20 protein-coding genes are annotated in these 21145 nt (G+C 52.7%); 16 read left to right on the plus strand and 4 right to left on the minus strand.

What is annotated here, in order from left to right; translation table 11 throughout:
- Positions 1 to 19 precede the first annotated feature (19 nt).
- The 5 genes from M0220_RS12120 to M0220_RS12140 are packed head-to-tail and all read left to right on the plus strand — an operon-like array spanning position 20 to position 6480.
- Positions 20 to 700 (plus strand): hydrogenase subunit MbhD domain-containing protein, encoded by a 681-nt coding sequence (locus M0220_RS12120; protein WP_030073612.1) that lies wholly within the window; start codon positions 20 to 22, stop codon positions 698 to 700.
- Positions 697 to 2187, plus strand: a complete 1491-nt coding sequence (locus M0220_RS12125; protein WP_264017757.1) for a complex I subunit 5 family protein — start codon at positions 697 to 699, stop codon at positions 2185 to 2187. Before M0220_RS12120 ends, M0220_RS12125 begins: the two co-directional genes overlap by 4 nt.
- On the plus strand, positions 2184 to 3689 hold the full coding sequence (locus M0220_RS12130; protein ID WP_264017758.1) for a complex I subunit 5 family protein: 1506 nt from the start codon (positions 2184 to 2186) through the stop codon (positions 3687 to 3689). Before M0220_RS12125 ends, M0220_RS12130 begins: the two co-directional genes overlap by 4 nt.
- Complete coding sequence (locus M0220_RS12135; protein ID WP_264017759.1) at positions 3686 to 5470, plus strand: complex I subunit 5 family protein; 1785 nt, start codon at positions 3686 to 3688, stop codon at positions 5468 to 5470. Before M0220_RS12130 ends, M0220_RS12135 begins: the two co-directional genes overlap by 4 nt.
- Positions 5467 to 6480 carry a YihY/virulence factor BrkB family protein gene (locus tag M0220_RS12140; protein WP_264017760.1) on the plus strand — a complete coding sequence of 338 codons (1014 nt, stop codon included), beginning with the start codon at positions 5467 to 5469 and terminating at the stop codon, positions 6478 to 6480. The genes M0220_RS12135 and M0220_RS12140 overlap by 4 nt, the downstream gene beginning before the upstream one ends.
- Positions 6481 to 6583: 103 nt before the next feature.
- Here M0220_RS12140 and M0220_RS12145 read toward each other — a convergent pair whose 3' ends face one another.
- Positions 6584 to 7993 carry a PhoH family protein gene (locus tag M0220_RS12145; RefSeq protein ID WP_264017761.1) on the minus strand — a complete coding sequence of 470 codons (1410 nt, stop codon included), beginning with the start codon at positions 7991 to 7993 and terminating at the stop codon, positions 6584 to 6586.
- Between the two features lie 180 nt (positions 7994 to 8173).
- Entirely contained in the window at positions 8174 to 9043 is an 870-nt protein-coding gene (locus tag M0220_RS12150; RefSeq protein WP_264017762.1) for a LysR family transcriptional regulator, read from the minus strand.
- Positions 9044 to 9150: 107 nt separating this feature from the next.
- Between M0220_RS12150 and M0220_RS12155 the strand changes: the two genes are divergently transcribed.
- Positions 9151 to 10014, plus strand: coding sequence for a cation diffusion facilitator family transporter (locus tag M0220_RS12155; protein ID WP_030073598.1), 864 nt, complete (start codon positions 9151 to 9153; stop codon positions 10012 to 10014).
- Between the two features lie 74 nt (positions 10015 to 10088).
- Here M0220_RS12155 and M0220_RS12160 read toward each other — a convergent pair whose 3' ends face one another.
- Positions 10089 to 10277 (minus strand): DUF3008 family protein, encoded by a 189-nt coding sequence (locus M0220_RS12160; protein WP_030073597.1) that lies wholly within the window; start codon positions 10275 to 10277, stop codon positions 10089 to 10091.
- A gap of 107 nt (positions 10278 to 10384) precedes the next feature.
- On the opposite strand from M0220_RS12160, the gene ybaK reads away from it, so the two are divergent.
- The 7 genes from ybaK to M0220_RS12195 all read left to right on the plus strand — a co-directional run bounded on the left by ybaK (position 10385) and on the right by M0220_RS12195 (position 17855).
- Entirely contained in the window at positions 10385 to 10861 is a 477-nt protein-coding gene (ybaK, locus tag M0220_RS12165) for a Cys-tRNA(Pro) deacylase (RefSeq protein WP_264017763.1), read from the plus strand.
- Positions 10862 to 11076: 215 nt separating this feature from the next.
- Positions 11077 to 12474, plus strand: coding sequence for an ATP-dependent RNA helicase DbpA (gene dbpA / locus M0220_RS12170; protein WP_264017764.1), 1398 nt, complete (start codon positions 11077 to 11079; stop codon positions 12472 to 12474).
- Between the two features lie 50 nt (positions 12475 to 12524).
- Entirely contained in the window at positions 12525 to 13382 is an 858-nt protein-coding gene (locus M0220_RS12175; protein WP_264017765.1) for a PA4780 family RIO1-like protein kinase, read from the plus strand.
- Between the two features lie 116 nt (positions 13383 to 13498).
- A complete protein-coding gene (locus M0220_RS12180; RefSeq protein ID WP_264017766.1) occupies positions 13499 to 14539 on the plus strand; it encodes an AbrB family transcriptional regulator in 1041 nt (346 codons plus the stop codon).
- A gap of 36 nt (positions 14540 to 14575) precedes the next feature.
- The gene (locus M0220_RS12185; protein ID WP_264017767.1) at positions 14576 to 16483 is read left to right on the plus strand and encodes an ABC transporter ATP-binding protein; all 1908 of its coding nucleotides are present in this window, start codon (positions 14576 to 14578) and stop codon (positions 16481 to 16483) included.
- Between the two features lie 55 nt (positions 16484 to 16538).
- Positions 16539 to 17546, plus strand: coding sequence for a zinc-dependent alcohol dehydrogenase family protein (locus tag M0220_RS12190; RefSeq protein WP_030073583.1), 1008 nt, complete (start codon positions 16539 to 16541; stop codon positions 17544 to 17546).
- Positions 17547 to 17714: 168 nt separating this feature from the next.
- Positions 17715 to 17855 carry a hypothetical protein gene (locus M0220_RS12195; RefSeq protein WP_198023730.1) on the plus strand — a complete coding sequence of 47 codons (141 nt, stop codon included), beginning with the start codon at positions 17715 to 17717 and terminating at the stop codon, positions 17853 to 17855.
- A gap of 17 nt (positions 17856 to 17872) precedes the next feature.
- On the opposite strand, the gene M0220_RS12200 is transcribed toward M0220_RS12195, so the two are convergent.
- Positions 17873 to 18145, minus strand: a complete 273-nt coding sequence (locus M0220_RS12200; RefSeq protein WP_264017768.1) for a hypothetical protein — start codon at positions 18143 to 18145, stop codon at positions 17873 to 17875.
- Positions 18146 to 18335: 190 nt separating this feature from the next.
- On the opposite strand from M0220_RS12200, the gene M0220_RS12205 reads away from it, so the two are divergent.
- The 3 genes from M0220_RS12205 to M0220_RS12215 are packed head-to-tail and all read left to right on the plus strand — an operon-like array spanning position 18336 to position 21144.
- Positions 18336 to 19547, plus strand: a complete 1212-nt coding sequence (locus tag M0220_RS12205; RefSeq protein WP_264017769.1) for a hypothetical protein — start codon at positions 18336 to 18338, stop codon at positions 19545 to 19547.
- Between the two features lie 8 nt (positions 19548 to 19555).
- Complete coding sequence (locus tag M0220_RS12210) at positions 19556 to 20383, plus strand: mechanosensitive ion channel family protein (protein ID WP_030073577.1); 828 nt, start codon at positions 19556 to 19558, stop codon at positions 20381 to 20383.
- Positions 20383 to 21144, plus strand: a complete 762-nt coding sequence (locus M0220_RS12215) for a C15 family peptidase (RefSeq protein ID WP_264017770.1) — start codon at positions 20383 to 20385, stop codon at positions 21142 to 21144. Before M0220_RS12210 ends, M0220_RS12215 begins: the two co-directional genes overlap by 1 nt.
- The last annotated feature ends 1 nt before the right edge of the window (position 21145 follow it).

Here is a 21145-nt window from a genome sequence, read left to right on the forward strand (position 1 = left end):
AAGGAATTAGCGAAGGCTTATGATAGCGTCAATTGACTATCTAGAAAGCGGTATAGCGTTCTGCATAGTAGCCGCGTCGCTAGTCTGCCTGTTTGATCGTCACTTAAAACGGGCGAGCGGGCTATTTTTGCTCTTTGCGCTATTAATGAGTCTTTCCTGGTGGAAGCTTGGTGCACCTTGGTTGGCGTTGGCAGAGCTTGTATTAGGAGTTGTTCTGACCGGGGGGAGCTTTTTTTATGCATTGAGCGCATTCCCTGCCACTATCGAAAAGGGTTCGCATCATGACCGCTCCCGCCACCGTTGGTCTCATGGCGTGGTGCGCGCTCTATTGGCGCTAGCCTGGAGTGTGATGATAGGGGGTGCCATTCGGTTTTTATTGCCTGATATGGCGTATTCGCTGACTGAGCATCCGCTAATTATCGCCGCTGTGGTTATTGTGGCGACAGCTATGGGAGCGTTTACGCTACATAAACATATGCTGCGCCGTTTAATGGCCTTTAATGTTCTCGGGTCTGGTGTGTTTTTGCTGCTGGCGGGTATGGCGGGCACGGTGCCTGGAGCGCAGGCGCTTATCAGCGTGGGACTAATCATTGCCTGGCTAGGCACGTTGTTAGGTGTGCTGCTTATTCGGCAACTTGTGTTGTTAGAGGGTGTGTCTGCGCTAGCAAGTGACAGTGATGCTGCGAGGCATGCGCAATGATATGGCGTTTTGGCTTGTACGAAAGTACGTTTGAGCCGTTGTGGTATAGCCACTGGGCGCTGTTGATTATCTTGGTGTTGCCGATTTTTGCAGGGCTGTTAGGTGTGCTTTTTACACCGCGCCGTCTATTTCCCGTGATGCTTGCATGCCTGCCAATTTTATTGGCTGGCGCACTGTTGGTTGTCGATTACCTTCAAGTGGGCTTACTGCGCTGGCAGTGGCACGTTGCGGGCGTTGAGCTGTCACTGCGCTTTAATGGCTTGAGCGGTTTGATGTTAATGATCACTCAGTGGGTAGGGGTAGCGGCTGCCTTATACACACTGGGTCATTTGCAACTTACCAGCCCCGGCAAGCAAGCACGATGGCTGTGGGCACTGATGGGTGTGCTGATCAGTGCGCTATCGCTTATTTGGCTAGCAGTAGATTTATTGACCCTTTACGCTGCATTAGAGGCTATGGGGCTGGCTGCCGTAGGCATGTTGCTGCTATCAGGTAAGGCTAATGCGCTGAAAGCAGGCATGCGATATTTACTGTTAGCGTTGGTGGGGTCTCTTGCCTATTTACTTGGTGTGGCCTTACTACTTGGGAACTGGGGAGAGCTTGACCTTATAACTCTGGCTGACATTGTTGAGCCTGGCCCAGTGGCCTGGGTGGCTGCTGCATTGATGGGTGCAGGGTTGGCGCTGAAAGCAGCTCTCTTTCCGCTACACGGGTGGCTAACGCCTGTGCATGAAAATGCTTGGACGCCGGTGAGCGCATTGCACGCGGCGTTGGTGATTAAAGCCTCGTTGTTTATGTTGATCATGCTGTGGGGAATTTTACTTCCCGAAGCGCTGTTTGCCCCACGCTTTGTGGCATGGTTGGGCATGTTAGCGATTGTTTGGGGTGGGCTAATTGCGTGGCGTGCTGAATCGCTTAAAACCTTGGTAGCGTCTTCTACGGTAGGCCAGTTGGGCTACCTAATGGTGGCCTTTCCTTTACTGTTGGGGCCTACTATTTCTCCGCTGCCAGGGGCACTGGCCTGGGAAGGGTTTTGGCTACAGTTGATGGGCCACTCGCTAGCAAAAGCGGCTATGTTTATGGCCGTTGGTAATTTGATTCTTGCCACCGGCGAAAGCTCAATCAAAGGGCTTGCAGGCACTAGCCGCCGTTTACCGCTGTCACTGCTTGTGTTCGGCATTGCGTCCGTTACGCTGATGGGATTGCCGCCTAGCGCAGGGTTTACCGCAAAGTGGTTGCTGCTACAGGCGATGGTGATGACACAGCAATGGGTAGCTGTTGCCGCACTATTGGTGGGCACACTGCTGACAGCTGCTTATATATTTCGTGTTTTCCGTTACTGCTTTGATGAAACTGCGCCTCGCCATCATTACCAGCCGTTAGCGCCTGGTATGGATCTTATTGCGCTTTGTTTGGCGGTGGCAGCGTTTGCCCTAGGCTTATTGGCTCACCTACCACTGGCGCTACTCCAGGGAGGTGGCGCATGAATGCGGCTTGGCTACCGCTAACAACGTTAGCAACGTCTTTTTTTGCAGCAGCGGTTATTTTTCTTTTGCCTGAAGACGCGCGGCGGCTGCGTACCAGCATTAACCTGATTGCCGCTGTGAGTAAAATCATCCTGGTAACCTTGATGGTTGGGCGGGTTTCTCAGGGGGTTGAAGACACCTTTAGTTTCCAGATAGTGGGCGGTGTTGAGTTTGTATTGAGAGCTGATGCGTTGGGAGTAATGTTTGCTGGACTTTCTTCGCTACTGTGGCTGTGTACCACGATCTACGCGATCGGCTATTTAGAAGGGGCGGCGAACCGAAAACGTTTTTTTGGCTTTTTCAGCCTGTGTGTCGCGAGTACGTTGGGTATCGCGTTAGCCGGGAATCTGTTTACGTTCCTGATTTTCTACGAAATGCTGACCCTTTCTACCTACCCGCTGGTCGTCCACTACGGAACCGCCAAAGCGTTAGCAGCGGGGCGTGTTTATCTGCGTTATACCTTAACGGCTGGCGTGGTGCTGCTACTCGGTGTGGTGCTGCTTTATAGTTTAACCGGCGACCATTCGTTCGCTTCTGAGCAGGGATTGTCGCCATACCTCAATGATCATCGTGGTCTGCTGATACTGATATTTACATTACTGGTAGGAGGCCTTGCCGTTAAAGCTGCCATGGTGCCGTTGCATGGATGGCTGCCAAGAGCAATGGTAGCGCCTGCGCCAGTTAGCGCGCTGTTACATGCGGTTGCGGTTGTAAAAGCCGGTGCCTTTGGCATCCTTCGGGTGATTTATGATCTTTATGGTATTGAGCTCAGCGTTGAACTTGGTGTCACCACTGTATTGGCGGTCGCGGCTTCAATTACGATTATTTACGGCTCGCTGCGCGCGATTGCCCAGCAAGAATTAAAGCCTCGGTTGGCATTTTCTACTATCAGCCAGGTCTCCTATGTTGTGCTTGGTGTTTGCCTGTTTGGCCCCTTCGGTACCATTGGTGCACTTGCGCATCTTCTGCATCAAGGTTTGATGAAAGTCACGCTGTTCTTTTGCGCGGGTAACTACGCTGAAGAGCTTGGTATCCACCGTATTGATGAAATGAACGGTGCCGGCAAGCGTATGCCCCTTACCAGCTTCGCATTCACCGTAGGGGCGTTGGGGATGATTGGGCTGCCTCCTATCGCGGGTTTTATTACTAAGTGGTACTTGGGGGTGGGGGCTATCCAGGCGCAGATGTATTGGGTTGTGGCGGTTTTAGTCGCGAGTAGTACCTTGAATGCTATTTATTTTTTGCCTATTTTGCACCGCCTTTGGTTTCGTGAGGGGCCGGCTCATGGAAAGGGGGAGTGGCCTAATGAACAGCGCCTTGGGCGCTTGGAAACCCACGGCTGGCTATTATGGCCAGCCGTGTTTACTGCAATGGTAAGCCTTGGAGCAGGTTTATTGGCAGGATTGCCGTTTAGCCCGCTGGATTGGGCTACCCGCGTGGCGGTAGGGGAGTACCTGCCATGATCACGCTACTTTTGCTTGCGGCATTACTTTGGCCTCTGTGCGTTGCGGGCACCACAATATGGCAGGCGTATAGAACGCCTGCGGCGAGCCGCGACTACTTCTCGATGCTCTGGGTGAGTGCTTCATGGCCGGCGTTACTGCTAGCCTTTAGCGGCGAGGTCCAGTGGTCAATCAGCGCCTGGATGTTAGGCGGTTATTGGGAGTTAAATGCACTGAGCCGTCCGTGGCTGGCCTTTACCGCTTTGCTATGGAGCTTAGCGGCCATTCATGCGCGTGGATACTTTGCAGCAGAGCAACGAAAAGCACAGGCAGGCGATCAGGTTATACAGCGTCGATGTCAGCGGTTAGCGCTTCTGTGGCCGCTGACGTTGTTGGGCAATGTGCTGCTGATTATTGCTCAAGATATCGCCAGTTTTTATCTGGGCTTTGCATTGATGACGTTTGCCGCATATGCCCTGGTAGTCCATAGCGGTAGTGACGAAGCGCGGTTGGGCGCAAGGGCATACTTAATCTTAGCCGTTATTGGTGAAGGGCTTATCCTTGGCGGTTTTCTTTGGGTGGCAGGCACTTCAGAAACGCTGACGCTTAAGGGAGTGCGTGAGGGAATCGCTGTCGCTGACCACGGGGCCACGATGGCGCTTTTGTTGTGGCTTGGATTTGGGGTGAAAGCGGGGGTTATTGGCCTTCATGTTTGGTTGCCGTTAGCGCATCCAGTAGCGCCTGCTCCTGCTAGCGCGGTGCTGAGCGGCGCGATGATTAAAGCTGGGCTATTAGCATGGATAAATGTATTGCCGTTAGGAGTTAACGGATTGTCACCTGCGCTCCTCCAGCTTGGCAACGTCATGCTAATAGCAGGATTGGCAGCCGCCTTTGGTGCTGCGTTGTATGGTGTGTGGCAGCGCCATCCAAAAGCGGTTCTGGCGTACTCCAGCATCAGCCAAATGGGAATGCTCACTGCTATGGTGGCAATGGGGTTAGCCGCCCCAGACGTGTGGCCGCTGTTATTACCTGGTGTGGTGTTGTTTACCGCTCATCATGCATTGGCAAAAGGAGCACTCTTTCTGGGTACTAGTATTAGCGAGCACATGCCTCGCTGGCCGCAACCGCTGCTGTTTGCGTTAATCGCCTTGCCTGGCGTGTCGCTAACGGGTGCGCTAGCGGCGGGGATGCTAAGTAAGTGGGGCGTTAAAAGTGCGCTTTATGACATGCATCACGAACATCTGATTATGCTGCTTACCTGGGCGGCCATTGGCACTTCTGCGTTGATCAGTGTTTGCGTGTGGCGTCAGTGGCAGCAACGGCACTCAGGGGGTAGTAATGCCTTCCAGTGGGGCGCGTGGTTGGCTGCATTGGTCGCCGCCCTGGTAACGCCAATATGGCTTCCACTGCCCGCTGGTAGTGTTGAGATACCACCAGCCTCCGAATGGTTAAGCCTGAGTTGGCCTTTCCCTGTTGGTGTCATGATTGTTGTGATGGTGGTGGTGATTGGCGCTAGCTTACTGCGCCGCGTTGTCATTCAAGCGCCACCCGCAGGCGATTTATGGTGGCTGTATAGCGTCTTTTCTGTAAAAGGATTGCGCGTTATAGAGGCTTTGGCCCGGGCCTGTGAAAAGGTGAAAATGGCGAGTGTTGCGTTTTCGCTTGCTCGTGAAAGAGCGTTAATGAGGCAGTTGAACAGAGGTTTATTCGCAGAAGCATGGATGCGTCATCATGGTAGCGGTTTGATGATGGTGTTCGCTGTAATAGTGGCGCTTTTACTAATGTGGGAGGGGCTGCGATGAGCCAAAAAGGGAGAGTAGAGTCTCACTGGCGGGGTCGGAAAGCCACAGCGCCTGACGATATCCCCCGTAAGGGGTGGCACGATATTATTTGGCGGGTAGTGCGTGCTGCTCGTCGTGACCGTATTACCATGTTTGCGGCGGGCGTGGCTTTTTATGCCTTATTGGCGCTATTTCCAACGATTGCAGCAGTTATCTCTCTTTGGGGGCTGTTGTTTGATCCTGTTGAGGCCGGTCGTCAGCTTTATGAAATTAGTCGTTTTATGCCGCCGGATGCGGCGAAGCTGATTGATCAGCAGGCCCAAGAGGTCGTGGAAAGTACGGAGTCTGGGAATGTAATGACTGCGCTAGCAGGACTGTTGGTTGCCATGTTTATTGCGTCAAAAAGTGTTTCTGTACTCGTCGTCGGTTTGAATGTGGTGTACGGGGAACATGAAAAGCGTCCGTTGCTACTGCGCGGTGTGGTGTTGGTGTCGTTAACCTTCGGGCTAATTACGATGACGTTAGTGTCACTGGGGTTTATCGCCATTGTGCCGATTGTGGTTGATACGCTGATGATTGAACCACCGGTAGATAGTGTCTTGAAATGGTTGCGTTGGCCGGCGTTGTTGGTACTGATGAGCGTACTTATTGCTTTACTATATCGTTACGCCCCCTATCGGCGTTCTGCCCAGTGGCGGTGGTTAAGCTATGGCACGCTGTTTGCCACCACTATGTGGCTACTAGGCTCCGGCGGTCTATCGCTTTACGTACGTTACTTTTCTATCTTTAGTGAGCTGTATGGCTCTCTCGGGGCCGTTGTAGCATTAATGCTATGGTTTTGGCTCTCAGCGTTTGTGGTGCTGTTTGGTGCGGAGCTCAACTGTGAGATGGAGCGTCAGACTTGCAACGATACAACGATTGGAGCGGCTCGCCCCCTAGGTGAACGAGAGGCGTTTGCTGCCGATACGGTGGGTGTTGAAAACCCTTGGAATAGTGAAAATTCTGACACGCAGCACCAACCACGGGAGTAGAGTAATAGCCCTGTTAGCTATATTCACTAGAGCACATCGCCCAGTTTTGCTGGGCGATGTTCTTAGTCGAAGGGGGAATCGGCAAGGTGGTTTGCGGCAAGCGTTACAAAAGCTCTTCAGCTGCCAGCGCGAGGCGCGACCGTTCAACGCTTTTCAGCGTGATATGCCCAGCATGGGGCCAATCTCTAAATCGTTCGACAACAGCAGCCATGCCACAGGTGTTGGCGGTTAGGTAGGGGGTGTCGATCTGGCCAACGTTGCCTAAACAGACAATCTTAGTATTTCGGCCCGCTCGGGTTACCAGCGACTTGAGTTGTTTGGGGGTAAAGTTTTGCGCCTCGTCAATAATCAAGAACGTATCGTTTAAGGTACGCCCACGCATGAAGCTTGGGGAGCGAATCTGCACCCGCGAGCCAATAAGCTGTCGGGTGGCACCATTATCCCAGCTAGACTCTCCCTCTTCGTTACGCAACAGGTTATCCATATTGTCGTGGAAGGCACCCATCCACGGTGACATTTTCTCCTCTTCGGTGCCCGGTAAGAAACCGATATCTTCGCCCATGGGAATCGGTGCACGGGTAAATACAATGCGCTCAAATAGTTTGGCATCTAGTGTTTGCTGGAACGCTGCGGCGAGCGTCATAAACGTTTTACCGGTACCTGCATTACCAGCAATCGTGACCAGATCAATGTCTGGGTCCATCAGCAAGTTGAGGGTGAAGTTTTGGCGGCTGTCGTGGGCATGAACGCCCCACACGCCAGCATGGTGACGGTAGTTGGTAAGTAGCTGTAGTCGGGCAGATGACGGTGATAGCTCACGTACAATGGCTTCAAACTCAGCGCCATTTTCGCTATCGGATACCAGCATGCCGACATGCCAATGGCGCGGCATGTTGCCACTTAATTGATAGAAAGTATGGTGGTCGACACGCTCGACGGTGACATCGACATTGAGCGTTTCCCACAGCGAGGCACCGTCCTGCCCCGCAGTGGTGTATACCTGTGCGCCTTCAATCATTGCATCGCTGTCAGAATAGGCGCGATCATTCAGGTAGTCTTCCACCGGCACTTTTAGTGCGGCTGCTTTTACCCTCAGGTTAATGTCTTTGGTGATCAGGATGACCGAAGCATCCGGGCGCTCATCGCGTAACCGACAGGTTTCCGCCAAAATGCGGTTGTCGGGGCTGTCATCAAGGGAGTCGAAGGGTTTAAGGTCGTTGTAGCACAAAAAATGTAAGCGGCCCGATTCACCGCTAATGCGCGGAATAGGAATACCTTTCTGGATCTCATCAAAGGTGACTTGGTTGGTAAGGTCTGACAGCGTGCGGCTAATCTGCCGCGCGGTGCGGGCGATCTCTCTGATGCCGTTTTTATGCTTGTCTAGTTCTTCAAGCACAGTCATGGGAATAACCACGTCGTGCTCATCAAAATGGTAAAGCGCGGCGGGGTCATGGATCAGGACATTCGTGTCCAGGACATACAGCCTAGTGGCTTTCTTATCGAGTCGTACCATCGTGGAAACTACTCCTTAGTTGACGGCAACATCGACACTGGCAGATGCACTTTACGCTTAGATGACACTCACCTGTGTCGGTTCTCTAGCGTGTCCTTTTGATCTCCTTGTATGGTTTTTTATAGATTGGAAGCTACAAGCGATTTTTTCCAATGCTCTATTTCAACGTTTTGGCGGGCCTCAACGAGTGTTCCCTAAAAAGCGTGACACCTTCGTTAGCAGCGCGGTGGCGACTACCCCTAGGCTTTCGCCTTCCACATAGCGGTAGTAATGACTGTCCAGGGCAAGGTCATGGTTAAGAGCGCAAAGCTGATGGCTTTCTATGGCTTCCTTGACTAGTGGGTAAGGTAGCAACGCCCAGCCAGTGCCATTAATCGCTGCATCGCGGATGACCTCGAACATGGTCAGGCCCAAGTAATTTGTCGAAAAAAGTGCTTCACTGACCAACTTATCGCCCTGCTCATAGGTTAAACAGACTTGGGTATATTGGGCGAGATCATCGCGAGTAACGCTGGGAAGCCGGCTTAACGGGTGCGATGTTGCTGCTACTAAGCACATGCTGACCGGTGCAAGGTTACTGGCATTTACGTCGGCACCTTCAGCGGTATACAACCCAAAAGCTATATCAACGGTTTGTCGAAGGACGAACTGTGGGTGTTCTTGGGGGGGCAATAAATATACCGAGATGGCTGTAAGTGGATAGCGCTGTTTTAAGTCGTGCATGACTTGTCGCCAAAATGCTTCAGGCAGCGCATCATCCCGGGCAATGCAGAGCTGGTTTTCGACCCCCTGCAGGTGTTGTTGGCAGTGTTTTTTGATTCGGCTGGCACTGGTCAGTAGGCGGTAGCAGTCCGGCAAAACGCTTTCACCTACGGCTGTTAGCTGCAGGCTATTGCCTGAACGCTCGAACAGCACGACTCCAAGACTGTCTTCCAAGGCATTCACTGTGGCGCTTAGGGTGCTGCGTTTCATTCCGGTGTGCCGCGCGGCGGCGGCAAAGGAACCATGTTCAGTAACGTCAATAAACGCCTGCACTTGTTCTGCGCGCATAGGTTACTCCATGGAGAGCCAAAAAAGCTGGCGCTGAGCGATTGGTGAAACGTTAGTGTACTCACTATTATGCGTTGGGTTTAAGACACTTTACTGGAGTATTTCGCGTGACCCCCTTTGTCGCCGAGCGCCGAGCGCTCAGATTTTCTGCTGTCTCCGCCAGCCTGTTTGCCTTTACTGGCCTTGCTCTCGGGCTTGCTAGCGGTTCAATTACTATTTTATTCGATAGTGGTTATTCGCTATTAAGTTTAGTGCTGGCGTCGCTGTCCTTGTTTGCATTGCAGCAGGCGCGCAAACCGGCAGATGATCACTACCCCTTTGGGCGGCTTACTGTAGAGCCGTTGGCTGTGCTGCTTAAAGGCGTAGTGATAGCACTGGTGTGCCTGTTTTCGATGGTCTCGGCTGTATGGAGCCTTGCGCAAGGTGGGCGGCTGGTAACGTTGGATCTTGCGTTAATGTTTGGCGTGGTAAACGTAGCAGGATGTTTACTTACGTGGTGGTGGTTGAACCGTTATGCTCGAATTGCGCGCTCATCACTGCTAGCTGCCGAACTGCGTCAGTGGCAAATGGATACTTGGTTAAGTGCCGCCGTTATGTTGGGCTTTGCGCTCACATGGGGGTTGACGCTTACCCCGTGGTCTCACCTTGCGCGCTTTGCCGATCCGGTGATGGTACTAATAATCGCGGGCTACTTCCTGCCGATGCCCATTCGTATGGTGCGTGGCGCGCTGCGCGAATTGATGTTTGGCGAGCCTTTAGGTAGCGTTCGCCAGGAGATGGTGCAAGAAGTGGCAGATTTTGATATTGCCAATGACGATGTACGTCTAGCTCAAGTGGGTAGCTTCTTAATGGTTGATATTCAGCTAGATAAGCAGCAGATCAATGATGCTGAAGAGATTGTTGAAAGTGTTGAGCAGCACTGCAAGTTGCGGAATCTGCGTGCTGTGACCAGCATTACGTTAGTAACTTAATCACATAAACTTCTCCCACAACGGCACAGCGATCACATCTACCTTTGCTGTTGCCGTTGTGGAACACAGCTTTTTCAATCATCTTCTTTCTTTTGCGGTTTTCCCTTGCGCTGAGTGCTGGCCATTTCTTCGAGTTCCTCTTCACTCATTGAGTCATACATCTCTTTGGAGGAATCATAAAGTTCACTGGGCTGTGTTTCACCACGCTTGGCAGAAAGCGCAGCCCCAGCGGCTTTCTGCTGTGCTTTGGAAGTTGCTTTCATATCAAGACTCCTGTCAGTTGACATCCTTAAATCAATCACGCTATTTAGCGTAGCAGGGAGAAGTCTACTTTTCAGGCAGGTTGATAATGCTAACTTAAGAGAACTTCATGACACCGGCGATCAATAGTGCAAAACACGCAGGCATTGCGTTTCAGCTCCATGAGTATCAACACGATACTGCTGCGCAGTCCTACGGGCTGGAGGCAGCTGAAAAACTGGGTGTTGCCGCTCAGCAAGTATTTAAAACTTTGGTAGTTACCTTGGATGGTAAGCAGTTGGCCGTTGGTATTGTACCGGTCACCAGCCAACTGGGGTTAAAGCAAATTGCTAAAGCGGCAGGGGCGAAAAAAGCGGCAATGGCAGCGCCAGGTGACGTGGAGCGGACCACGGGGTATGTGCTTGGCGGTGTTAGCCCTCTCGGCCAGAAAAAGCGTCTGCCTACTTTTATTGATAGCTCGGCGCAGGCGTTTTCGACACTTTATGTAAGCGCGGGGCGGCGTGGGTTGGAGATAGAGCTTTCCCCAAGCGACTTAGCAACATTATGTCAGGGGCGTTTTGCAGCGTTAGCAACTGCGTTGTCTTAAGTGCTGTGTCTTAAGTGCTGTGTCTTAAGTGCTGTGTCTCCACTACTCTATCTTAATTACGCTGTCCTACTCGCTGGCCTGTTGGCTAAAAGTCTAGCAATCACCCATGGTTTAACGTTTGGCTATCCTTGCAGCAAGGCATGGGTTGGCGCTTTCTGGTATGGTGCTTCACATTATAGGTTTGCTGGGCAATATAGCCCCTTCAGGATAATTTTGTGTCTGACACTTCTTTTGCATCGCTTGCGCTCTCTCCTGCGCTTTTAACCAACTTAGACTCCCTTGGCTATCACGCCATGACACCAGTGCAGGCGCAAAGCCTGCCACCGATGTTGGCGGGCCGAGATGTGTTGGCCCAGGCCAAAACGGGATCGGGGAAAACTGCTGCCTTTGGTTTGGCACTGCTGGCAGAACTGCGCGTAGAAGCGTTTGCTGTTCAGGGCCTTGTGCTGTGCCCCACCCGAGAGCTTGCTGACCAGGTAGCCGAAGAGTTACGGCGATTGGCGCGTGGGTTGCCCAACGTTAAAGTGCTAACTCTATGCGGCGGTGCGCCGTTTGGGCCGCAGCTTGGCTCCCTAGAACACGGTGCGCATATTGTTGTGGGGACGCCTGGGCGAATCGACGAGCATTTGCGCAAAGGCTCGTTGACACTAGGGTCGCTTACCACCTTGGTACTTGATGAAGCCGATCGTATGCTCGATATGGGCTTTCAAGACACCATTGATGCGATCATTGATGAGACGCCCGCCGACCGCCAAACGCTGCTGTTTAGTGCGACATTCCCGGACGATCAGGCGTCAGGTGGCCTGACGGCTATGACCCGCGGCATTATGCGTGAGCCAGTGATGGTCAAAGTGGCCGAGGTTCATGATGCCACTACCATCGATCAACACTTCTATGACGTTGCCAATGAAGAGGCGCGTTTTGCGGCCCTTCAACAGCTGCTACTGGTTTATCGGCCAGCGACCAGCGTGGTGTTCTGCAACACTAAGCGCGAAACTCAGGCGGTGGCTGAGCAACTGGTAGATGCTGGCTTTAGTGCCGTGGCGCTCAACGGCGACTTAGAGCAGAAAGATCGTGATCGACGGCTAATTCTGTTTGCTAACCAAAGTGCGTCTATTCTAGTAGCAACGGATGTTGCTGCACGTGGTTTAGATATTGCTCAATTAGATGCGGTGTTTAATTATCAGATTGCCCGTGAGCTTGATGTTCACGTGCATCGGGTAGGGCGAACCGGGCGAGCAGGGGCTAGCGGCATTGCCTGTACGCTGGTCACGCCTAAAGAGCATTATCGGCTGGAGCGGTTGGAAGGCTTGCTAGAACAACCGATTACCACCGAGCCTTTGCCGAAGCCCCAAAATTCAGTGCCATTTGAGCCGCCTATGGCAACGCTACAGTTGGCAGGCGGTAAGAAAGACAAGCTGCGCCCGGGTGATATTTTGGGAGCACTGACCAGCGAGGGCGGCTTACGTGGCGACCAGGTAGGCAAAATTAAAGTGCTAGCCCGCAGTGCCTATGTGGCAGTGGAGCATGGCGCTGTTCAAAAAGCCCAAGCCAAGCTTGAGCGTGACAAACTTAAAGGGCGCGCATTCCGCGTCCGCCGTATTCGCTATTGATCGATTAATGATTGTGCACAGATAGTAAAGAGGAGCCGACGCAGCTAACCATGAAAATCCCTAAGCGATTACAGCCCCTGGTCGATGATGGAATGATCGATGAGGTGCTGGTGCAGTTAATGAGTGGTAAAGAGGCGCAGGTGTATGTCGTGCGCTGCGGTGAAGAAGTACGTTGTGCCAAGGTCTTTAAAGAAGCTAAACAGCGTAGCTTTAAACAGGCCGTGCAGTATCAAGAAGGGCGTAAGGAGCGCAATAGTCGTCGTTCTCGCGCCATGGCTAAAAAGACCCGCTACGGCCAAAAAGAGCAGGAGCAGGCGTGGTTGAATGCGGAAGTCGATGCGCTATATCGTCTTGCCGCCGCCGATGTACGTGTGCCTGAGCCACATGGGTTTGTTGATGGCGTACTGCTCATGGAAATGATTAGCGATGCCGAGGGGAACGTGGCGCCGCGCCTGGATGAAGTGACCCTCACTCATGAGCAAGCGCTTCGCTATCACGCCAAAGTGATTCAAGACGTGGTGCGGATGCTGTGTGCAGGTCTGATTCATGGTGATTTATCAGAATTCAATGTGTTGGTAGATGCTGAAGGGCCAGTGATTATCGACTTGCCCCAGGCAGTGGATGCAGCGGGCAATAATAGTGCAGAAGCAATGTTAGAGCGCGATGTTGATAATATGCGCGCCTACTTTGGTCGTTTCGCGCCGGAGCTTCTCACCACCCACTATGGTAAAGAAATGTGGGCTTTATATGAATCAGGCAAGCTGCACCCCGACAGCAAACTGACCGGCCACTTCGAGCTTGATAGCCACATTGCCAATGTCGATGAGCTATTAGAAGTGATTGACGATGCTATTGAAGAAGAGGCCGATCGACAGGCGCGAATGCGCGATGATGAAGACGAAGATTGAGGCTAGCAGCACCTTGCGACTAACGCCCTAAATGCCCTTTATGGTGGTAAGCTAACGTTTACGCTTAGCAGGTTAACAATTGCGTTTTAACGTTAGAGATTAGGGTGGAGGGAAGCGTGAAGGGCATCCTTGTCAGCGCAGACAGTGCAAAGGGGCTGGTAACGTCGCTTGCCGTAGGTGCAGTAGGTGGCGTTATTTTTCAGCTCACCGGCTTACCGCTTGCCTGGATGTTAGGCCCATTGATTGCCAACCTGCTGATGTCAGCGAAAGGCATCAACGTGAGCGTACCTGAACCGCTGCGCAATGTGTTTTTAGCGGTTATGGGATTAGTGCTGGGCAGCCAGGTGACGCCTCAACTTGCCCATCGTGTGTTGGACTGGCCAATCTCTGCGGCACTCTTGCTGGCTGGTGTTGTGGCCTCTACCGCTGTTGCCGCGGCGTGGTATCGTCGCTGTGGCTTCGACCCGGTCAGTGCTTGGTTTGGTTCATCGCCAGGGGCAATGACGGCAATGATCATGCTCGGTGATAAATGTGGCGGTGACCCGCAACGTATCGCCATTGCCCAGTCGCTTCGTATTATCCTCGTCATTCTGTTTCTTCCTCCTCTGTTTTGGGCATTTGAAGGCGGTGCAGGTGACATTGGGCCGGCACAGGCCACCCTTGAGCACGGTTGGATGCTGCTCACTATTCCTTTCTTATTACCCATGGGCCAGTGGCTGCGCATTCCAAGTGCGGCGCTACTTGCGCCGCTTATTATGGCGGCCTTGTTGTCTGGGTTTGGGCTTGCAAGCCTTACGTTGCCTAGTTGGGGAATGAACCTCATGTTGTGGGTGCTAGGCAGCGCGATTGGCTCGCGTTTTCAGGGCATAACACGGCGCTTGCTCGGGCGCTATTTATGGCAGTCGGGGGTGGCGACGCTGCTTGCTCTGGTGGTATTAGCGCTGTTTGCTGAACTGATCCACCAGCTGCTGGGCGTGCGCCGTGACGTTGCTCTATTAGCGCTAGCTCCCGGCGGCATCGGTGAAATGGCTATTCTTGCTGTCGCGCTTAATATCGACCCAGTGTTTGTAGCCTTTCACCACCTACTGCGTATGGTCACACTGATGATTGTGGCCCCTTTTTGGGCTCGTTGGCTATTGCGTCATCAATCTTCTTAACTACGTCTGTCCACCAAGGTAACGAAAGGACCTTCCATGCTGTCACGTTTACTAGCGCCGCTATTCCGTTACTTTGAAACGCGGGTGAACCCCTATCCCGAAGGCGAGGTTGCCACGCCTCCGAAAGGTCTGCTGCCGTTTATTTGGCATTTTTCGCGCCCCGTTTGGCCGTGGCTGTTACTGATGTCGCTAGCGACTGCCCTGGTCTCTGCGGCGGAAGTGGTGTTTTTTAGTTATATGGGCGACTTGGTCGACTGGCTGGGTAACGTAGAACGCGCTAATTTCTGGTCGGATCATGGGCTTTGGCTGGCAGGTGTGGGCGTGTTGGTAATTATCGGCCTGCCGCTACTGGTGCTGGCGCAGTCACTGGTGACTCACCAAAGTATCTTCGGTAACTACCCGATGATCGGCCGCTGGCTTTCTCACCGCCATATGCTTAGCCAAAGCCTAGCGTTTTATCAGGATGAGTTTGCAGGGCGGGTGTCGCAAAAAGTCATGCAAACAGCGTTGGCCATTCGTGAGACCGTCACCAAAGTGATGGATCTAATGGTTTACGCCATCGTGTACTTTACCGGGGCGGCAATTTTACTAGGCCGTGCTGACCCGTGGCTACTGCTGCCGCTAGGACTTTGGTTGGTCGGTTATTTAAGCATTATGCGCTTTTTTGTGCCGCGCCTGCGCGACGTTTCAATGGCTCAGGCCGATGCCCGTGCCCAGATGACAGGGCGCGTGGTTGATAGTTACAGCAATATCCAAACGATTAAGCTGTTTGCTGATACCGAGCGTGAGCAGAGCTACGCCAAGGATGCGATGCAAGGTTTCATGGGGACTGTGCATCGGCAAATGCGGCTAGTCACCATCATGAGTGTTTGCCTAACGCTGCTCAACACGCTGCTGCTGGTGGGAACGGCAGGCATGGCGATCAGCGCCTGGTATTTGGACGCCATTTCCCTGGGTGTGTTGGCCATTGCGATTGCTCTGGTAATGCGTATCCGCTTTATGTCAGATTGGATTTTATGGGAAGTGGCCGGACTGTTTGAAAACATCGGTACCGTGCAAGATGGTATGAATACCATCGCCCAGGAGCCCACGATCAAAGATGCACCAAATGCTAACGCGCTTGCGGTGCCCAAGGGCGAAATTGTGTTTGATGCGCTGCGCTTTCAGTACGCCCAAGCTGAAGGTGAAAGTAAAAATGTGTTTGACGGGCTGAGCCTGACGATTAAACCTGGCGAGAAAATTGGCCTGATTGGCCGTTCTGGCGCGGGAAAATCGACGCTGGCAAACCTGTTGCTGCGCTTTTATGACTTACAGGGCGGGCGTATCTTGATTGATGGGCAGGATATTGCTGAGGTTACCCAAACCTCATTGCGCCATCAGATTGGTATGGTGACCCAGGATACCTCGCTACTGCATCGTTCGCTGAGAGATAATATTCGCTACGGTAGTCCTCATGCCAGCGATGATGATGTGTGGCAAGCAGTGTGCCGCGCCCATGCAGATACCTTTATCAACGAGTTGGTCGACCCTAAAGGGCGGCGCGGTTTAGACGCCCATGTCGGCGAGCGTGGTGTGAAACTATCCGGTGGTCAGCGCCAGCGTATTGCTATTGCCCGCGTACTGCTTAAAAACGCCCCCATTCTGGTGTTGGACGAGGCTACCTCAGCGTTGGATTCCGAAGTGGAAGCCGCGATTCAAGAGCAACTCGATTCGCTGATGGAAGGCAAAACGGTGATTGCCATTGCCCATCGACTCTCTACCATTGCGATGCTTGACCGGTTAATTGTAGTGGATGAAGGGCGCATGGTAGAGAGTGGTACGCACCAAGAACTGTTAGCCCATAACGGCATTTATGCCAGCTTATGGCAGCGTCAGTCAGGGGGCTTTTTAGGGCACGATCTTGATCTTGGCCTTGATACTGACCACACTGCCCCCAGCTCTTAATAGACCAGTCGCTTATTGAGCGATTCTAGCTAAGCACTTTCAACAGGAGGTAGCGATGCAAGCCATTCAGCTTCAACAGCCCGGCGGTTTAGATAAACTGGACGTGGTTGACCTAGCGGCGCCGGGCGAGCCAGGCCCCGGTGAAATTAAAGTACGTCTACATGCCAGCTCGCTTAACTTCCACGACTACGCCGTGGTGGCGGGCATGATTCCTACTGAGGATGGCCGTATTCCCATGTCGGACGGTGCTGGCGTGGTTGAAGCGGTTGGCGAAGGTGTTAGCGAGTTCGCTGTGGGTGATGCGGTGGTATCGACGTTTTTCCCAGGTTGGCTCGAAGGGCCTGCGCGAATCGCTGATTTCCGTACCACCCCAGGGGATGGCATTGACGGCTATGCCCGCGAGCAGGTGGTGGCATCTGCTAATTCGTTCACCCATCAGCCGAAAGGTTACAGCCATGCGGAAGCGGCAACGCTAACCACCGCTGGTTTAACCGCTTGGCGCGCGCTGGTGGTAGATGGTGGCATTAAAGCAGGTGATACCGTACTGGTATTGGGTACTGGCGGCGTTTCCATTTTTGCGCTGCAGTTTGCCAAGATGATGGGCGCTCAGGTAATTGCGACGTCATCTTCCGATGAGAAGCTGGAACGCCTCAAGGCGCTGGGCGCTGATCATGTGATTAATTACAAAACGACGCCAGAGTGGGGTAAAGCCGTTAGTGAATTGACCGCTGGCGAAGGGGTTGATCATATTGTGGAAGTCGGCGGCCCCGGCACGTTGCCGCAATCCATTGATGCGGTCAAAATTGGCGGTCACATTGCTTTAATTGGCATACTTACCGGCCGTCAGGGGGATATACCAACCATTAAGCTGATGGCTAAGCAGGCCACGCTGAAAGGCTTGATTGTAGGTAGTCGCCGTGACCAAATTGATATGACTCGCGCCATTGATACTCTCGGTCTCAAGCCGATTATCGACCGAGAGTTTGCGCTACATGAGATTGCCGATGCGTTTCGTCATCAGGAGTCAGGCAAACACTTCGGCAAAATCTGCCTAACCTTCTAGTCTCACTGGGAGAGCGCATGACGTTGCTTCTAGGCAAGTGAATTAAAGCGGCCATTTACGTAGAATGGCCGCTTTTATTTGCCGGTGACATACATGCAGCATATCGCCCATCTTATTCATAGCACGTTAGGTCAGGCAAGCCTGGGAGATAACGAATAAGCGAACGGTATGTCAGCGAAATGGATACCGCTGGAAGAAGCGCTCAAACACAACCGTAGTGTTATCGCACGTCAGCCTGCCAGCATGGGATTATCTATTCATCGCGAGACGCTGGTGCTGGAACGTGTTGCCTCCGCGTTGGCAGGTTAATTTAGCAAAACGACTTTTCAAACGTCGTCGTTTTGACGGCTATACACCACGCCTTTGACTTCAAGTTCCCAAATGTCGTCATAAGGCACTGTCACACCATCGATATCGCCAGGGTCGCCTGTGCTGTTCTTAATCTGGGTTTCCGGGATGACTTTTAGTCCCATTAAGCCAACGTGCTGAATACGGGCGCTAAATCGATTTCCCTCGTGGTCAATAAGCACCCGTTCGCCCGCAATGCATTTTGAAAGCTTCTCATGCAGTTCTGCCATTGTGACGTTAACTACGCTCATTATCGCCTCCTGCGCTTTGCTCTCATATGGGGTAGTTACTGACTAACGACTTTATATTAGCCGATAAGTTCGGCTAACCCCTCAATGACACTATTTCCTCAATCACACTATTTCCTCAACCTCACTATTTCCTCAACCTCACTATGAGGCATGCTAACCTTAATCTACTTATTTATGTTCGAGGCGGCATATGACGCAGCGCTTATTGAAGTCTGCTTTATCGCCATGGCAAGTCGTGGCACTTGAGTCGTTTCAAACACCAGAGCAGACCCAAGCCAGCCAGTGGCGGCGTAGCTGGCGAGCAGCAACCACGTGGATAATTGGTAAAGAGGCCTCGGAACGCCAGGCAAAGGAAGAGAGCGAGCTGCGTAAGTTGCCTGAAGTCGCGCTTTCACATTGGGTACCTGCTATTGATTGGGTGCCAGCAGCTAATGCCCTCAGCCAAGCCATGGGTGAATATGCTGATGCACCGGTCGTACTGTTTATTTCTCCCCCTTATGGTGGCCACGGTGCAGTCGTTAGCCATTGGGCGCAGCAGCAGGATGTCAGTTGCCTGTCCACGCCAACCTTTGCAGAGCTTGTTGACGGGTGTCTTGAGTGGGTGGAGCGTTGTGGTCATCAGCGTCGTTGGGCAATTCCTACCCTAGAGAGGCATTTTTTACGTCATAGTCTTGGCTTGCAAGGTGTGCGCGAACTGTTAGAGCGGGCCTTAAGTGGCCGCCTAGGGCAAGGCGTAATAGGTTGTGATAGCTGGACGTATGCTTACCTGCAGCATGCGGTGGGTTTGGAGGGCGTCCCCGTGGTTACCTTGCAGGCGCTAGAAGGTGAGCAGCTGTCACACTATTTTACTCAGTTGGCGAATGATGGTGGTGTCTTCCCAACGGTATATAGCTCCCGTACGGGGCGGCCTATTCTTGCCAACACGAGTGAAGATGACGATGAGCGTGAGCGCTCCTATAAAGAGTTGCAACGTCTGGCGGCCCACTGCCGGGGGCATTTGGGTATTGCCTGGCACTACTGGCGAGAGCGCTTGCGAAAGCCGGTTGAAAGCTGCAATACCGAGCGCTCTGTCGAGCAGTCTCAAGAAGAGCAGTTTCAAGAAGAGCAGTCTCAAGAAGAGCTTTGGTTGTTAGACGCGTTAGCAGAAGCAGAGTTGCCTACTGATACAGGAGATGTGGCAACATTGTTACTACATGCTTTGTTAATTCATGGAGGGCTAGAGGATCAGGCGTTAGGCCATGTTCTGCCATTTTCACATCATGAAGCGCTGGGCGCTCGATTGGCGCTGGCTCGCCAAGAAATTCTTAGTTGTCATCAAGGGCGTTGGCAAGTGGCTCCCTTAAGCTACGCCAGCGTAAGGCAACTGCTGGAATCGCGTAACTACTTAGTGGACCCGCTTTAGGAGCTGACATGGACGATCAAGAGCAGTACGCCAAACTGTTTAATGAATTTGATAGTCAAATGTTGATCACATTAGGCGTCATTCTAGTCAGCACAGTGATACTGATCATTGCTAGTCAGCGGGGGCTCAACTGGTTGGCTAATCGGCTTCATGGACAGCTGCGATTCCGAGTATTTGCGCTAGTGCCGCTAACCCGCCTACTGATTTTAATTACCGCGCTGGCGATTGCTGTACCTATTGTCATTGAGCCTTCCTTGCGCAATATGGTAACGCTACTGGGGGCCATTGGCCTGGCGATTGGCTTTGCCCTGAAAGACTATGTCAGCAGCCTAATTGCAGGAGTAGTATCTGCCGTTGAATTGCCCTATCGGCCTGGGGATTGGGTCAATATCGAGGGAACTTACGGCGAAGTAAAGCATGTTGGAATGCGCACCGTAGAAATCCTTACGCCTGACGATGATCTGGTTGCGGTGCCTCATCTTAAACTTTGGGATTCAGCCATTTATAACGCCAACAATGGCGGCACCAGTCTTCAGTGCGTGGCAAGCTTTTATCTTCATCCGGAGCATGAAGCTGGCTGGGTGCGCAAGGCGCTACGAGACGTCGCGTTAACCAGTGCTTACCTGAAGTTTGATAAGCCGATTATTGTCGTAGCGGAGGAGAAACCTTGGGGAACCCATTACCGTATTCGTGCCTACCCGGTGGATCCTCGGCAACAGTTTTTGTTTATCACCGATTTAACCGTGCGCGGTAAACAGGTGCTAAGCGCGGCGGGCGTTACCCCAGCGTTGTTGCCGCCTGATGCGGCCTTGGATACACGGGGTGCCGCCAGCTAATGAGTGTATCTGAGTCGCTTTATATTGGCTGGGATGTGGGCGGCTGGAATTGCGATAATAATCCCACCAGCCGCGATGCGTTGGTGGTGTTAGATGAAACACTCCGCTTAGTGGGGACACCGTGGAGAGGCAATCTGCGAGCCGCGCTCAACGAATCGCTAACTAGCCGTGACTTGATAAATAGCCTATTGGGGCTGTGTCAATACGCAGCAAGTGGCAATGAACGAGTGGTGATGGCAATAGACACGCCGCTTGCGCTACCAACGGCGCTGTTGGCACTGGCAAAAGGTGACGCTGTTGAGGCGCTAGGCCGCTCTCAAGATAATCCGTATCTATATCGCGAAACTGAACGCTGGCTGTTTCAGCGAGGTGTCACGCCGCTGTCACCCATCAAAGATATGATTGGCAGCCAGGCCACTAAAGGTATGCATCTGCTGGCGCGCTTTGCGCCGCATATTGCCGCTTGCGGGCAGTGGCAAAGTGCTGAGGGTGCGTTAAGTGTAGTAGAAGGCTACCCAACGCCCGCCAAGCGCTCAGCGGCATTTGCTGCACTACGTCATCAGGTAACAATGCCGTCTGAGTTTGCTTCCATGTTGCACCAGCCAACGCCAAAGCAGCAGGATATCCAGGATGCTTGGCACTGTGCACTCCTTGCCTGGAGCTTGGAGCACGCTAAAGAGACAGTTGCTTGGCCGCCAGCAGACATGCCAGCGGCCGAAGGATGGATTTTTGTCCCTTGTGACTCTTTAAGTGTGCAATGAT

Source organism: Halomonas qinghailakensis, from assembly GCF_025820815.1.
GTDB lineage: Bacteria > Pseudomonadota > Gammaproteobacteria > Pseudomonadales > Halomonadaceae > Vreelandella > Vreelandella qaidamensis.